Here is a 14,949-nt window from a genome sequence, read left to right on the forward strand (position 1 = left end):
CTACTGGCCAGTAACATCCGAGTCAAAGGGTACGGGAAGGTTCGGGGCCGGGCTGCCGGAACCGGCACCGGCACCGGGCGCGCCTAGAATGAGTCACTATGTACGCAGCTTCCCTCCATGAGCAGGCCAGTCCGACCAGCCGGCCCTTGCCCTGGCGGCGGGGGCCCTGGCCTGGCCGCAGAACGACCTGGCGAGGCGGGCAGCTGCGCGCGGGCGCGCGGCCCGGGCGCAAGGGGCTGGCCATCGGCGTTGACATCGGCGGCACCAAAGTGGCGGCCGGAGTGGTGGACAGCGAAGGCCGGATCCTGTGTGAGGCGCGGCGGTCCACGCCAGGCAGCGATCCTCGGGCCGTGGAACAGGTCATCGTCGAGCTCGTGGACGAGCTGGGTGCCGGCCGCCGGATCCGGTCAGTGGGTATCGGCGCGGCCGGATGGATGGATCTGGACGGCGGAACAGTACTGTTCAGCCCGCATCTTGCGTGGCGCAACGAGCCTTTGCGCGCCAACCTGCAGCGTCTGTTGCGCAGGCCCGTCCTGCTGACGAACGACGCCGACGCCGCAGCCTGGGCGGAATGGCGCTTTGGTGCGGGGCAGGGTGAGAGCAGGATGGTGTGCATTACCCTCGGCACCGGCATCGGCGGAGCCATGGTGATGGACGGGCGGCTGGAACGGGGCCGGTTCGGGGTCGCCGGGGAATTTGGCCATCAAATCATCATGCCGGGCGGCCACCGCTGTGAGTGCGGCAACCGCGGCTGCTGGGAACAATATGCCTCCGGCAATGCGCTGGGGCGCGAAGCAAGGATCCTGGCTGCCGCCAATTCTCCGGTAGCCCAGGAACTCCTGGCCGCCGTGGGAGGGAAACCAGAGCGGATCACCGGTGCGATCGTTACCGAACTTGCCCTCGCAGGCGATGCCGCCTGCCGGGAGCTCCTGGACGAAGTAGGGGAGTGGCTGGGCCTGGGATTGGCCAATCTCGCCGCCGCGCTGGACCCCGGACTCTTCGTGATCGGCGGCGGACTCTGCTCCGCCGGGGATCTGCTGGTGGAACCGGCCCGCAAGGCGTTCGCCAGGAACCTGACGGGTCGCGGCTTCCGTCCGGCTGCCGGCATCGAACTGGCAGCCCTGGGACCCAATGCAGGCCTCATCGGGGCAGCGGACCTCTCTCGGGTGAGCACCCGCCTGCGGAGCTGAGGCGCGCCGCCGCCGTGCCGAACCGCTCAGACGCGGGCGCCGTCGTCGTTGTCGTCTTTTTCCTGCGGCAGCTTCATGATCAGAAAGACCACGGCCAGGATAAACGCCACCACTATGCCCACTATTGCCAGCAACGGCGCCGACCGCCAGAACATGGCTGACAGGAGCAGGGCGATCGGGCCGCCCACCGCGCCAAGCCAGGCGAGCATGGTCAGCGGGTCAGTCCCGGCGAGGCTGGGCGGATCCTCGGGCACGAATTCGCCGTCGTCGTCCTCCACCGCATAGTCCCGGGGGCCGTCGGCGGTGGTAGGACCGTCCGGCCCGGAGCCTGACTGACCACCACCGCCTGACTGACCACCACCGCCTGACTGACCGCCACCGCCGGTTGGGGCCGCGGCCGACCGTTCTGCCGCGGACAACTCGGTGGGTGCCCGGCCGGCGAGGCCGAGGGGATCAAAATCGCGGAACGTTGCCGGCCGGCCTGGCGCCTCCGGCACCGGGTTGTTCTGCCCTCCGCCGGCTTCCGAGGTGCCGTCGGTCCCGGTGTTGCCTTCCTCAGTGTTGGCTTCCCCTGCGCTGCTGACCTCGGAGTCGGTGCCCTCCAGCCGGGCAACAAGATCGAGCCACACGGCGTCGTCCTGGTTGGCGCTCTGGTCCGGAGAGCCGGAGTCGGGCCTAGTCACGGGCAGCACCCTCCGTGACCCCGGTTGCTGCAGCCTCAGCCAGTACGGCCCGGATGAAGTCCACGGACCCCTGGAAGATTTCCTCGGCGTCGTTATCCAGTGTTGCCACGTGGTAGCTGTTCTCCAGGGCGGTCAATGTCAGGGGAGCATTGACCAAACCGCGGCGCAGGGCCACGATGCTCGAATCCGACACCACATGGTCCACGGTTGAACGGAACACCCGCACTGGCGCGGTCACACGGGGGAGCAGCCGGATGGTGTCCTTGAACATTTTGTTCAGTTCATGGGCCGCAGCCACCGGAGTCCGGGGATAGGCACCCTCGTCCACGCCGGGCTTGAGGATGTCGTTGGCGATCGCCGGAGTGCTCTTGAGTACCAGCTTCAGGAGGCCGGCCAGCGGGGCGCGGGGATCATCGATGACCAGGCCGGGGTTGACCAGGATGACGCCGGTGACAGGCCTGGTGGCGGCGATCCTCAGTGCCAGGGCACCACCCATGCTCAGGCCGGCGGCAAAAACATGGTCGCACTGGGCGTCGAGCTCAAGGTAGGCGTCGTCAAGCGCCGAATGCCACTGCGTCCACCGGGTCCTGGCCAGCTCCTGCCAGCTGGTGCCGTGGCCGGGGAGCAAAGGCATGCGAACGGCGTAGCCTGCGTCGGCAAGTGCGTGGGCCCAGGTGCGGAGCCCGTGCGGGCTGCCCGTGAACCCATGCGAGAGGACCACACCAACCCGGGCTCCCTCACCGGCGGCGGGGCTGCTGAAGGGGCTGTGGTCCGGAAGGCTGGTCATGAAGTCTCCGAGGTGGGTTGGGCGGTGTGTGCAGACCGGGAATGTTCGAGGAAGAACCGGATGGAACTGGCGAAGATCTCCGGGGCGTCAACATCGAGCGTAGCCACATGGCCGCTGCTGTGGAGGTCAACCACCTCCACCAGCCGCGGGCCCAGCCGGCGCCGCAGCGTCGCGAGCGAGGTGGGCGGCACCACGGCGTCGGTCCTGGATTTGAACACCTGGACCGGGGCGTTGATGCAGTGCAGCCTGCGGGCGGCAGTGCCAAAGAGCTTCTTGAGTTCGTGCACGGCCGCCAACGGCGTACGCGAGTAGTCGCCGTCGTCCGTTACTGCCGCCGTCGGCTGTTCTTCCTGAATGGGTGATGTGGTCCGCTGGAAATACTTGAGTACTCCGATGACGCGCACGCGGCGGTCGTAGAAGCTGAGCCCCGGGTTGACCACCGAAACCCCTGCCACGGGATGCCGCGCGGCGGTCAGCAGTGCGATGGCACCTCCCATGGACAAACCGGCCACAAAACAATGATCGGTACGCGCGTTCAGCTCCTGATAGGCGGCTTCGAAGGAGTTATACCATTCCCGCCAGTTGCAGCGTGCCAGCTGCCTCCAGTCAGTCCCGTGGCCCGGGAGGAGGGGGACAGAAACGGAAAATCCCTGGGCGGCAAGTTCCTCAGCCCACGGCATGACGCTCAGCGGGCTGCCGGTAAAGCCGTGACAGATCGCGATCCCGGTCCTGGCATTGGGGCCGTGGCCGGGGTAGCTGAAAGCGGCAGGCCGGGGCGGTGTGCTGCTTTCTGTCATGAGTCCATCGTGTCACTGTTCGCCATAAATCTCACTAGAGTAGGGTTGCATTGAATTGCTGGCCTGACCCAACGGAGGGGCCGGCGGGCAGGCATCCGGAGAGGTTCGACACGTGTTTTATTGGGTCATGAAAAGGATCTTCCTGGGGCCGGTACTGCGGCTTCTCTTCCGCCCCTGGGTCAAGGGACTGGACAACGTCCCGGCGGAGGGGGCGGCCATTATCGCCTCGAACCACCTGTCTTTTTCCGACTCCATCTTTATGCCGCTGATGGTGCCGAGGCCGGTCGTTTTCCTTGCAAAATCCGAGTACTTCACGGGCACCGGCGTCAAAGGCCGGCTGACGGCAATGTTCTTCAGGCTCACCAATCAACTGCCCATGGACCGCTCCGGCGGGGCGGCATCCGCGGTGTCGCTGAACGCCGGCATGGATGTCCTCACCAGCGGCGGCCTGCTGGGCATCTATCCCGAGGGGACCCGCAGCCCCGATGCGCGCCTCTACCGCGGCAAGGTGGGCGTGGCGAGGCTTGCCCTGCAGGCCGGTGTACCCGTCATTCCGGTGGCAATGATCGGGACGGACAAGGTCCAGCCCATCGGCAAGCGGATGCCCAACATCCGGCGGATCGGCATGATTTTCGGGGCGCCCCTGGATTTCAGCCAGTACGCCGGCCAGGCCGATGACAGGCTGGTCCAGCGCAAGGTCACGGACCAGATCATGTTCGAGCTGATGCGGCTCTCCGGCCAGGAATACGTGGACGAGTACGCAGCCGTGGTCAAACTCCGGCTGGCCGGGGCCGAGACCACCGGCACGGACCTCAAAGGTGCCGGCGGCAGCCAGGCCACGGGGACAGATGCCGGCATTACCGATGCCACAGATACCGATGGAGAAGACGCCGGTACGAACGGCAACGACGCCGCCGCGGGCTGACTGTGACGCTGCCCCCGGACCGCGTGACGGCCCGGTGTTCCGAAGAGTCCGGAGCGCATTAGTCTTAGATAGTGACTGAGCTATCTGCAAAACCTGCCTTTTCGCTGTCCAGCACCGCCCAGAGCGGAGCCGCCGATTATCCTGGCCTTGATGACTGGCGGGATCTTCCCGTCTCCCAGCAGCCAAGCTGGCAGGACAAGGACGTCTTTGACGCCTCGGTCCGCGAACTCTCCGTGCTTCCGCCGCTGGTGTTCGCCGGCGAAGTGGACGTCCTCCGCGAGCGTCTGGCCGCCGCGGCACAAGGCAAGGCCTTCCTGCTCCAGGGCGGCGACTGTGCCGAAACGTTTGAGGCCGCCACCGCGGACAAGATCTCTGCCCGCGTCAAGACCATCCTCCAGATGGCCGTGGTGCTTACCTACGGTGCAGCAATGCCCGTCATCAAGATGGGCCGGATGGCCGGCCAGTTCGCCAAGCCGCGTTCATCCAATGACGAGACCCGCAACGGGGTGACCCTGCCGGCGTACCGCGGGGACATTGTGAACGGCTATGAGTTCACTCCCGAGTCCCGCGGCCATGACGCCTCCCGGATGCTCCGGGCCTACCACACCTCCGCTTCCACGCTGAACCTGATCAGGGCCTTCACCCAGGGCGGCTTCGCGGACCTGCGCTCGGTTCACCAGTGGAACAAGGGTTTCACCGAAAACCCGGCGCATGCCCGTTACGAATCCCTGGCCCGGGACATTGACCGCGCCATTAAGTTCATGGCCTCCTGCGGTGCGGACTTCGAAGCCCTCAAGCGCGTGGAGTTTTTCGCAAGCCATGAAGCCCTGCTGCTGGACTACGAGCGGGCACTGACCCGCATCGATTCCCGCACCGGTTTCCCCTACGACACCTCCGCCCACTTCCTGTGGATCGGGGAGCGGACCCGCGGACTCGAGGACGCCCACGTCGACTTCCTCTCCCGCGTCCGCAACCCGATCGGTGTGAAGCTGGGCCCCTCCACCACCGGGGACGACGCCCTGCGCCTCATCGACAAACTGGACCCGGAACGCGAACCCGGCCGCCTGACCTTCATCACGCGCATGGGCGCGGGAAACATCCGCGAGAAGCTTCCCGCCGTCGTCGAAAAGGTCACTGCCTCCGGCGCCCAGGTCCTGTGGGTCACGGACCCGATGCACGGCAACACCGTCACCTCACCCAACGGCTACAAGACGCGGAATTTCGACGACGTCATTGACGAAGTGCGCGGGTTCTTCGAAGTGCACCACGCCCTGGGCACCGTTCCCGGTGGCCTGCACGTGGAAATGACCGGTGACGATGTTGCCGAGTGCCTCGGCGGCGCCGATCCGGTGGACCAGGAGTCGTTCCTCGACAAGTACGAGTCTGTCTGCGACCCCCGCCTGAACCACATGCAGTCCCTTGAGATGGCCTTCCTTGTGGCGGGGGCACTGGCCAAGCACTGACCGCAACAAGGGTGCCTCCAGCTGAGGGTGCCTCCCGGACTTTTGTCACGGGAGGCACCCTTTTTGGGTTCCCGGGGGCGGCGTGCCCGCGGATTTCAGGGGCCGGCGTCGCGGCGCACGGCTGAATCCATGCCCCGTGTGACGCCGGGCGCTGCGCTTACACCACGGTAAGGGTGATGACGGAACCTTCCGGGACCTCTGTGTCAACGGGATCCTGGGTCCGCACTGTGCCAAAGAACCCGCCCAGGAAGTTGTTGATCTTCACGTCAAAGCCGAGCTTCCGCAGCTCACGCTCGGCATCGGCCGCCTGCTTGCCCACAAAGTTGGGCACCGGCACCATTTTGGGGCCCTTGGAGATGGTCAGCGTCACGGTTCCGCCCTTGGTCAGCGTGCCGTTGGCCGGAGCCTGGCTGACCACGGAGCCTTCGGGGATCTTGCGGTCGAAGACCTGGTCCTTCGCCACCTTGGCCGTGAGGCCCGCCGCCTCGATGGCGTCGACGGCCTCGTTCTCGCCCAAACCCACCACGGAGGGAACGGGGATCGGCTGGGGGCCTTTGGACACCACCAGGTTCACCGGGGTGCCGTGCCGCGCCGGCGTGCCGGCGGGTGGGTCCTGGGCAAGCACCACTCCGGCGGCCACGGCCTCGTCGAACCGTTCCGTGACATTGCCCAGGGCCATCCTGGCCTGGTTCAGGGCGACTTTTGCCTGATCCAGGGTGCCGCCCGTCAGCGTTGGCAGTTCGTACAGTTGCGGGCCCTTGGAGACGAACAACGCCACAGGCTGGAACTTCCTGACCTCGGTGCCGGCAGCAGGTTCGGAGCCCACCACCAGCCCCGGGGAAACGTCGTCGTCGAAGACATCGTTGGTCCGGGACTGAAAACCGGCCTGGCTCAACAGCTGCTGGGCCTGGGCCACCGTCTTGTTGGCGACCGTTGGAATCGTCGCCGATGCGCCCGGCCCCGTACCGAAGAACCAGCCGGCTCCGGTGGCCAGCAGGGCGATGATGATCAGGGCCACTATCCAGAGGATGCCGCGGCGGCGCGGGTTTCCCTCGCGCAGGTTCCGGACCGGCGTGGCGGCCGCCCGCGACCTTGCCTTCTCATCCTCGCGGTCAAGCTTCCGTTGTGCACGCTTGCTGAGCGGGAGGGGTTCCGCGGCCTCCGGCTGGTCCGCGAAATTCTGTTCGTACTGAATCTGCTGCGGGCCTGAAGGGTATGGCTCGTCCGGCGGGTACAGGGCGTGATGCGGCGGCGGGGCATGGGGCGGCCGCGACGGCTGCTGCGGCCGCGGCCGGCCGAGTGAGGAGGACAGGACGGCGGTGGGATTGTTGGTCCGCGCGATGATCTCAGTGGCGTTGGGCTGCCCCGCCGGCAGGGCAGCCGGAGGACGCAGATCCAGTTCGGAATTGGTGAGGTTCGTCCGGATGTGCCGCAGCTCCTGGAGGAGCGCGTGGCCGTCCACCGGCCGGTTCTCGGGATCGTTCGCGGTGCACCACTGGACGAGTTCGTCCATTTCGGCGGCTAGCCCGGGCACCAGGTCCGACGGCGGTCCAACCGTTTTATGAACGTGCTGGTAGGCCACCTGGATAGGGACCTCGCCGTCGTACGGCTGTTTGCCCGTAAGCATCTCGTACAGCATGATGCCCACCGAATAGATATCGCTGCGGGCGTCGGCAGTCTTCCCCAGCACCAGTTCGGGGGAGAGGTAGCCGACCGTGCCGATCAGGGCGCCCGTGCTGGTGGAGGTCGTCACGGCCCTGGCCAGACCGAAGTCGCCGATCTTGATGCGGCCGTCGTCGGCGATGAGGACGTTCTCCGGTTTGACGTCGCGATGGATCAGGCCGGCGGCATGGGCCTCACCCAGGCCTTCCACTACGGGATCGATGAGGGCCAGGGCCAACCGCGGCGGCAGCGCACCCTTGGACCTGATGACATCGCGCAGGGTGTGGCCCTTGATGTACTCCATCACCAGGTATGCCGTGACACCGTCGTTGCCCTGATCCAGCACTCCCACAACGTGAGGATGGGAAAGCTTCGCGGCCGCTTTCGCCTCCCGGCCGAGCCGGTCCAGGAACGTCTCATCCGTGGCGAGGTGCGGATGGAGGACTTTGAGGGCAACATCGCGTTCCAGCCGGAGGTCCGTGGCCAGATAGACCGTGGACATGCCCCCACGCGCGAGTTTGGAACGGACGGCGTAGCGGTTGTCCACCAGCGTTCCAACGAGACGGTCAGAGACTTTTTCCTGCACCTTACGATCCTAATCCCGCAGCGAAAAAGGGTCCGAACCGACCTGCGGTCCGGACCCTTATCGTTATCCGGGTTGCCCGTTGAGGCGGCCCGGCGTGCGTTGCGAAGCTGACGGTTAGCCGAAGTTCCTCTGGTGCGCCTTGATCGCGGCCACGTACACCTTGGTGTCGTCGTACATGCCGTACTTGCTGACTGAATACTGGCCCTGGTAGTACCCGGCGATTGCCGTGTCCGTGTCCTTGCTGGTGGCAAGGAGCCGCTTGATGATGGCAACACCGGCCGTTGCGTTGTCGTACGGATCCAGGAGGTTCAGTTTCCGGCCTACGAGGTCTGAGGCCCATTCGCCGGAGGTGGGGATGACCTGCATCGTGCCGATGGCGTTCGCGGGCGAGACGGCCCGCTGGTTGAAGCCGGACTCCTGGTATGCAAAGGCGAGGGCCAGGGACGGCTCAACCCCCATCGCGCGGGCCCTGTCAGTCACGATGGAACGCATCTCATCCCGGGACGGCACCGGCGCGGCGTTGAGCAATGCTTTGTTCTCGTTCGCGGAGCTGACCACGGCTTCAGGGTACGAGAAGCCGAGGAACGTGCTGGGCACCAGGGGCGTCACCGTCGCTGCAGGTGTAGACGACGCCGGCTGGATGGAGGCGCCGGGGATGACCAGTTTGTTGCCCGGGTAGATCACGGTGGTCATGCTCAGCTGGTTGGCTGAGAGGACGTCCGAGAGCTTCACGCCGTGCTTTGAGGCGATCGCGGACAAGGTGTCCCCTGCCTTGATGGTGTAGGAGCCACCCGGAGCGGGGGCGGCCGGCGCAGGGGCAGCCGGGGCGGCCGGCGCGGCGGCCGGCTGCGGCGCGGCGGGGGCGGCTGCCGGTGCTGTTTCGCCGGAGCCCACCCTGACCTTCTGGCCGGGATAGATGATGGAGTTCATGTTCAGGTTGTTCCAGCTGAAGACCTCGGACAGGCCGACGTTGTGCCGGGCAGCGATGGCGCTGAGCGTGTCACCGGCCTTCACGGTGTAGCTTCCGCCGGAGTTGGCCAGGGCAGCCGGGGCGGCGGCCGGTGCCGGTGCCGGGGCGGGCGACGCGGCAGACCCGGAAAGCCGGATTTTCTGGCCGGGGTAAATGATGGTGTTCGGCTGCAGGTTGTTCAGAGCCAGTACCTCGCCGGTATTGAGGCCGAACTTCCCCGCGATGGCGCTGATGGTGTCGCCGCGGGCGATGGTGTAGTCGGCGGGGGCTGCGGGCTGGGCGGGCCTGAAGGCCGTGGGAATGCTGGATGATACGGAGGCTGCCGGGATCATTGCGGCTTTAGCCTCAGCTGCCTGTGCTTTCATGGCGGCCGCGAGCGTTGCGGGGATGGCGCGTGCCGGCGCCTCTGCAGGCGCTGGCTGTGCGAGGGCCAGGGACGACAGGACCACCGCAGGAAGTGCGGCCGTGGTGGCCGCAATCATGGGCAGACTCGGCCGGGTTGCCTGCTTTGGCGAGCGGGACGTCGTCATGAAAGGAATCCTCTTCTTTAACTGCCGGGGGACGGGTGATGCGTGTGACTATTGATACTAGTGTTACTTAAGTTGTTCCTGTTACAAATGTGATCTCTGTGAATCTCTCATGAATTTGTCGCTAGCACAATAAGTTGGGCCCAACGGGTATCTCCGGTTTTGTGGAGTGTCGGTCCGTTCATCCACTTGCAGGGCAAAGCTGACTAGGCGGCAGGGCTCCGGCCGTGGCAACCTTGATCCGTGAGTAACGTAGAAAGCCTTGTGGGCGAGTGGCTGCCCCTGCCTGATGTCGCCAAATTGCTGGATGTTTCGATTACGAAAGTCCATAGCCTTATTGATGAACGTGCGCTGGCTGCCCTGCGCGTCGGGGAGCGGCGGATCCGCTCAGTTCCGGCCGCGTTTATCCAGGATGGCCAGGTGGTGGACAGCCTGCGGGGAACCATTGTGGTCCTGGCGGATGCCGGCTATTCGGATGAGGACCTCATCGTCTGGCTCTTCACCCACGACGATTCCCTGCGCGGCCGCCCCATTGATGCGCTGCGCGAAGGCCGGAAAACCGAGATCCGGCGCAGGGCACAGACTCTGGCCTGGTAACGCGGACTCCCGTACCGGCGGGCCTGGTAGCTCCCGCTCCAGGCGCCGCGGGTTGCTGGCGGGTGCTGTTCCGGGAATCAGGCGGCGCGGCTGACGGTGGCTTCGGCCAGCCGCCGCAGCGCCGTCTTCGGCAATTCATCGAGCGGCAGCAGTTCCAGGGCCTCATAGGCGGCGGTGCCGAACTCGTTAATGAGCAGTTCGGTGGCCTGCAGCGCCCCGGATTCCTCAATGATCCTTCGGATCTCGGCCACGTCCGCGTCGCCCAGGTCAGGGCTTCCGAGCTTGGCATCAATAAACGCTGACTCCTGCGCCGACGCGTGCTCGAGCGCCAGCGCGATCAACACCGTCCTTTTGCCTTCGCGCAGATCGTCCCCGGCCGGCTTGCCGGTGGTTACGGGGTCACCGAACACGCCCAGGACGTCGTCACGCAGCTGGAAAGCCTCACCCAGTGGCAGGGCAAAAGCCGAATAGCCGCGGAGCAGGGCATCCGACGCCCCCGCCAGGGCACCCCCGAGGGCGAGCGGATGTTCGGTGGAATACTTCGCCGACTTGAACCTGATGATCGACTGGGCCCGGGTCACAGCGCCTGCGCGGTCCCGGACGGGCCCGGCGACTTCTTCGAGGATGTCCAGGTACTGGCCCGCCATCACCTCAGTTCTCATGAGGTTAAAGATCAGCCTCGCCCTGCTTCCCGAGGCCGCCTGGCCGCCGATGTCGGTGAAGGCCTCCTCGCTGAAGGACAGGCACAGGTCCCCGGTGAGGATGGCCGCCGCGTGTCCAAACCGTTCACTGTCCAGCGCCCAGCCCTGGGCGTCGTGCAGCTGGCTGAACCGGCGGTGCACGCTCGGGCCGCCCCTTCGGGTGTCCGAGCGGTCAATGATGTCGTCGTGGATGAGCGCCGCAGCCTGGAACAGTTCCAGGGCGGATCCGGCCGTCACGATCTGCCCGGACCCGGGCTCACCGCCGGCGCCCCGCCAACCCCAGTAACACATGAGGGCACGGAGCCTCTTGCCTCCGGTCACCAGGTTGGAGATTGATCCCATGAGGGGCTCGATGTCGGGGGAAATCCCTGCCACCAGGGCCTGGCGCGTGGTGAGGAATTCCGTCAGCTCGCCGGCTACAGCGGCCACAAATGCGGCCTGTTCATGCCTCAGCTGCTCCGAGACCGTCACTTGGCTGGCTCGACTGCCGCGTTGGCCCCGATGGTGAAGGTGGAAACACCGGCCGCTTCAACCACCGCAACGTTCACCGTCTCGTTGTCGTTGCGGACGAAGTCCTTGGACGCCACCGCTCCGACGGCGTCGCCGGGCACCGCCTTGAATCCCTGGCCTTCGAGGTGCTTGGTGTAGAAGTCCACGACGGCGGCCGTAGGGGCGGTGATGCTGGCAACCAGCGCCGCGGTGGCGGGCTGCTTGGCCTTGTCCAGGCTGCTGGAGATCACCGTGGCACCGGGCATGACCGGTATCAGTGCCTCGGGAAACCCTTCCACGAGTTTGCCCACCGTGGCAGAGGTGCCCGGTGACGCCGTCGGGCTCGCCGAGGCCGTAACGGTGGAGGTGGTGGAGGCGGGTGAGGAAGTAGCTGCTGACGATGACGTGGCGTCGGGCGCCGCGGGACTGCAAGCGGCAAGGGCCAGCATTGCACCGGCGGCGAGGGCCGCCAATCCTGTTGGCTTGAGATTTTTCGTGACCGTCACAGGGACTTTCCTCCTGGGGTTGATGCCGGGCTCAGCCTCCAGTTTAGTCAGTACCAACAGCTAGAATTGCCGCTGTGGGGCCAGAGCAGAACAACCAGTACACCGAAGCGGGTCTTCGCGAGCTCCGACGCAACTGCATCATGCACGTGGACATGGACGCGTTTTTCGTCTCAGTGGAGCTGCGCACGCGTCCCGACCTCATCGGAAAGCCGGTGATTGTGGGATTCCCCGCGGACCGCTCAGTGGTCCTGTCAGCCTCCTACGAGGCGCGGGCCTTCGGCGTGAAATCAGCCATGCCCATGGCAGTCGCGGTCAGGATGTGCCCTCAGGCCGTCATCATCGAGCCGCGCCACAAGCTGTACTACGAAGTGTCCGCACAGCTGATGCAAATATTCCACTCCATCACGGACCTCGTCGAGCCGTTGAGCGTTGATGAAGCCTTCCTCGACGTGGGAGGGGCAATCCGGCGGTTGGGCCCGCCGCGCGAAATCGGCGAGCTGATCCGCCGCCGGGTTTCCGCCGAGCTGGGCATTACGGCGTCCGTTGGGATCGCAGCGAGCAAATTCGTGGCCAAGATCGCGTCCACCCGCTGCAAGCCTGACGGGCTGTTGCTCATTAGCCCGGATGAGACCGTGCCCTACCTCCACAGCCTCCCTGTAGGCGCACTCTGGGGCATCGGGGCCAAGACCGCTGACGTGCTGGCCCGGATGGGCATCCGGACGGTCGCGGATGTGGCCGCCACGCCGGTGACGTCCTTGAAGAAGGTGCTCGGAGCCACCGGAGAGCACGTCTACCGGCTGTCGTGGGGGATCGATGCCCGTCCGGTGACTCCAGTGCGGCTGGAAAAGAGCATCGGCGCGGAAGAGACGTTCGCTGTGGACACCGGGGATGATGCCGTGATCAGCCGGGAACTGCTGCGGTTGGCCCACCGCACCGCCGGCCGGTTGCGGAGTTCAGGATCCGTGGCCCGGACCGTGGCGTTGAAGCTCCGGTACGCGGATTTCTCCTCCATTACCCGGAGCCGTACCGTGCATACGCCGGTGGACAGCGCGCAGCTGATCCATGGGGTGGCGCTCCAGCTGCTGGAAGCCCTGGGGCCGCGGCCCATGACCGTCCGGCTGGTGGGCATCCGGGCGGAGCAGCTGGAAGAGGCCGCACAGACCTCCCTCCAATTGAGCTTTGACCGCAGGGATGACAACTGGCGTGCTGCTGAACACGCGCTGGACCAGGTCAGCCGGAAGTTCGGAAACAAGTCGGTCCTGCCGGCCAGCCTCCTGGACCCGGGCGGACCGAGATAACAGGGGCTGCGGTGCGGGTTCACGACCGCTCAGGAGGGTAGCGGCCGTCTTTCAGAACAGGCCCCGACAAACTATCCTTATATGTACATAGTTTTCAGTTACTGCCGGACTTCTTGGACGCGCTGCCGTTCCAGTCACCCTCATGCCGGTGTTCGCAATCCGCCACCGTTGGCGGTTGGGAACCTCCCGGGCATGTGGGTCGTTATTGGAGCAGGAGTACGGGATGGGACCAGCCCGGACGTTGGCCTACTTAAGGAGGTCGTGATGCCGCTCTCGGAGCACGAACAGAAGCTGCTTGAGCAGCTGGAGAAGCAGCTGCACGAGGACGATCCGAAGTTCGCAAACAGCATGGGCTCGGATCCTGGACGTACCTGGTCCACCCGGCACCTCGTCATCGGTGTCCTCTGCGCCTTGGCGGGCATCGCGTTGCTCCTGGTCGGTGTCACCACGCAGATCATCATCGTCGGTGTCCTCGGTTTTGTGGTCATGGGCGGCGGCGTCTATTTCGCCACCATGCGCAAGGGGCCCGGCACCAGGGCCGGCTCCGCTTCCGCAGGGAAAGCCGGAAAGCCGCGGAGTTCGTTTATGTCCAGCTTGGAAGAACGTTGGGACGAACGCCGCCGCGACGACTCCTAGGGAACTCGCTCTGCTCCGGACCTCCCGGGCCGGCTGAGACCACTCCGCTGAGGTCTGTCCTTTTTCCTCCACTTCCAGCCCCTCCACTTTTCTCCCCGCCGGGCGCTTGCTCCTGACGGGGGCTGCTACCTAAGACCCGCCCCGGCGGGTCTTCGGCATTTAAGGGCCAGCCCGCTCCATCAGGGAGCAGCACGACGGCGGCCGGCAACTTCTGCAGGCAACTTCTGCGGGCAGCTCCGGTAGGCATCTCCTGTGCCGGCACCTCCTGTGCAGGGTGCGGGCACCTCCTGTGCAGGGTGCGGGCACCTCCTGGGGGAGGGCGCGACGGCGGATCGAACCGTCGCCGGCCCGCGGGCTTCCGGCGCGCCCGCGCCGCTCCCCGTTCCCTCCACACCCCTCCACCGCGCCATTGCGCGCCCTGTGGCGCCGGAGATCCTCAAAAGGGGGCGCCGCGGGTCTATTTTGCATTGACTGTGGGGGAAAGTGGAGTAATGTGGAGGACATAAGAGGGTAGTTGCAACATTAGGGGATGTGCAGTTCCTGACGGCAGACGGGCGGTGGGCCAGTGTTTCTTGGCACGCATTCACCACGTCTGGACGAAAAGGGCCGGATTATCCTCCCCGCAAAGTTCCGCGAGGAACTTGCCGCCGGGCTGGTTCTCACGAGGGGCCAGGAGCGTTGTATCTACGTCTTCAGTGAGCAGGAATTTGCGAGGGTGCACGAGCAAATGCGGGAGGCGCCAATCTCCTCCAAGCAGGCCCGGGACTACATTCGCGTCTTTCTCTCTGGAGCCTCGGACGAGGTACCTGACAAGCAGGGGCGCGTGACCATTCCGGCGGCGCTCCGGGAGTACGCAGGCCTCGGCAGGGAACTGGCCGTCATTGGTGCAGGCACCCGGGCCGAGATCTGGGACGCCCAGGCCTGGAACGAGTACCTGGCTGAGAAGGAAACCGCCTTCTCGGAAACCGACGACGCCATTCCGGGGATTCTCTAATCACCTGAACGGCACTGAAGACCGATTCTTGAACGAGATCTCCAGCCGCCCATCGCACAGTCCACCTGGCTCACTTCCCCGGAGCCAGGCGGCGGGACGATAGGCGCGGATGGGGATCTGGCTTAAGAAGCACCCAGG

General features: G+C 65.8%; 14 protein-coding genes. 7 read left to right on the forward strand and 7 right to left on the reverse strand.

Going from position 1 to position 14,949, the window contains the following annotated elements; genetic code table 11:
• Positions 1 to 98: 98 nt before the first annotated feature.
• A complete protein-coding gene (locus tag PY310_RS06565; RefSeq protein ID WP_275213527.1) occupies positions 99 to 1,190 on the forward strand; it encodes an ROK family glucokinase in 1,092 nt (363 codons plus the stop codon).
• 26 nt (positions 1,191 to 1,216) lie between these two features.
• Here the strand turns inward: PY310_RS06565 and PY310_RS06570 are convergent, their stop codons facing one another.
• Genes PY310_RS06570 through PY310_RS06580 form a run of 3 tightly spaced genes read right to left on the reverse strand, consistent with a single transcriptional unit; the run spans position 1,217 to position 3,457 of the window.
• The gene (locus PY310_RS06570; RefSeq protein ID WP_275213529.1) at positions 1,217 to 1,873 is read right to left on the reverse strand and encodes a hypothetical protein; all 657 of its coding nucleotides are present in this window, start codon (positions 1,871 to 1,873) and stop codon (positions 1,217 to 1,219) included.
• Positions 1,866 to 2,660, reverse strand: a complete 795-nt coding sequence (locus PY310_RS06575) for an alpha/beta hydrolase (RefSeq protein WP_275213530.1) — start codon at positions 2,658 to 2,660, stop codon at positions 1,866 to 1,868. Before PY310_RS06575 ends, PY310_RS06570 begins: the two co-directional genes overlap by 8 nt.
• Complete coding sequence (locus tag PY310_RS06580; protein WP_275213531.1) at positions 2,657 to 3,457, reverse strand: alpha/beta hydrolase; 801 nt, start codon at positions 3,455 to 3,457, stop codon at positions 2,657 to 2,659. The genes PY310_RS06575 and PY310_RS06580 overlap by 4 nt, the downstream gene beginning before the upstream one ends.
• Before the next feature lie 112 nt (positions 3,458 to 3,569).
• Here PY310_RS06580 and PY310_RS06585 point away from each other — a divergent pair, with 112 nt between their 5' ends.
• Complete coding sequence (locus PY310_RS06585) at positions 3,570 to 4,382, forward strand: lysophospholipid acyltransferase family protein (RefSeq protein WP_275213532.1); 813 nt, start codon at positions 3,570 to 3,572, stop codon at positions 4,380 to 4,382.
• Between the two features lie 71 nt (positions 4,383 to 4,453).
• Positions 4,454 to 5,845 (forward strand): class II 3-deoxy-7-phosphoheptulonate synthase, encoded by a 1,392-nt coding sequence (locus tag PY310_RS06590; protein ID WP_275213533.1) that lies wholly within the window; start codon positions 4,454 to 4,456, stop codon positions 5,843 to 5,845.
• A gap of 157 nt (positions 5,846 to 6,002) precedes the next feature.
• Here the strand turns inward: PY310_RS06590 and pknB are convergent, their stop codons facing one another.
• Entirely contained in the window at positions 6,003 to 8,093 is a 2,091-nt protein-coding gene (gene pknB, locus PY310_RS06595; protein ID WP_275213534.1) for a Stk1 family PASTA domain-containing Ser/Thr kinase, read from the reverse strand.
• Positions 8,094 to 8,207: 114 nt separating this feature from the next.
• Complete coding sequence (locus PY310_RS06600) at positions 8,208 to 9,593, reverse strand: lytic transglycosylase domain-containing protein (RefSeq protein ID WP_275213536.1); 1,386 nt, start codon at positions 9,591 to 9,593, stop codon at positions 8,208 to 8,210.
• A gap of 240 nt (positions 9,594 to 9,833) precedes the next feature.
• Between PY310_RS06600 and PY310_RS06605 the strand changes: the two genes are divergently transcribed.
• Positions 9,834 to 10,187 carry an Rv2175c family DNA-binding protein gene (locus tag PY310_RS06605; protein WP_275213537.1) on the forward strand — a complete coding sequence of 118 codons (354 nt, stop codon included), beginning with the start codon at positions 9,834 to 9,836 and terminating at the stop codon, positions 10,185 to 10,187.
• A 77-nt stretch (positions 10,188 to 10,264) separates the two neighbouring features.
• Here PY310_RS06605 and PY310_RS06610 read toward each other — a convergent pair whose 3' ends face one another.
• Entirely contained in the window at positions 10,265 to 11,359 is a 1,095-nt protein-coding gene (locus PY310_RS06610; RefSeq protein ID WP_275213538.1) for a polyprenyl synthetase family protein, read from the reverse strand.
• Positions 11,356 to 11,883, reverse strand: coding sequence for a hypothetical protein (locus PY310_RS06615; protein ID WP_275213539.1), 528 nt, complete (start codon positions 11,881 to 11,883; stop codon positions 11,356 to 11,358). Before PY310_RS06615 ends, PY310_RS06610 begins: the two co-directional genes overlap by 4 nt.
• A gap of 140 nt (positions 11,884 to 12,023) precedes the next feature.
• Here PY310_RS06615 and dinB point away from each other — a divergent pair, with 140 nt between their 5' ends.
• The 3 genes from dinB (at position 12,024) to mraZ (ending at position 14,811) form a co-directional block, all read left to right on the forward strand.
• A complete protein-coding gene (dinB, locus tag PY310_RS06620; RefSeq protein WP_419095456.1) occupies positions 12,024 to 13,181 on the forward strand; it encodes a DNA polymerase IV in 1,158 nt (385 codons plus the stop codon).
• Positions 13,182 to 13,445: 264 nt separating this feature from the next.
• On the forward strand, positions 13,446 to 13,817 hold the full coding sequence (locus PY310_RS06625) for a DUF3040 domain-containing protein (RefSeq protein WP_275213541.1): 372 nt from the start codon (positions 13,446 to 13,448) through the stop codon (positions 13,815 to 13,817).
• Between the two features lie 565 nt (positions 13,818 to 14,382).
• The gene (gene mraZ / locus PY310_RS06630) at positions 14,383 to 14,811 is read left to right on the forward strand and encodes a division/cell wall cluster transcriptional repressor MraZ (protein ID WP_190988940.1); all 429 of its coding nucleotides are present in this window, start codon (positions 14,383 to 14,385) and stop codon (positions 14,809 to 14,811) included.
• Positions 14,812 to 14,949 lie beyond the last annotated feature (138 nt).

The sequence above is a fragment of the Pseudarthrobacter naphthalenicus genome (assembly GCF_029076445.1).
Classification (GTDB): Bacteria; Actinomycetota; Actinomycetes; order Actinomycetales; family Micrococcaceae; genus Arthrobacter; species Arthrobacter naphthalenicus.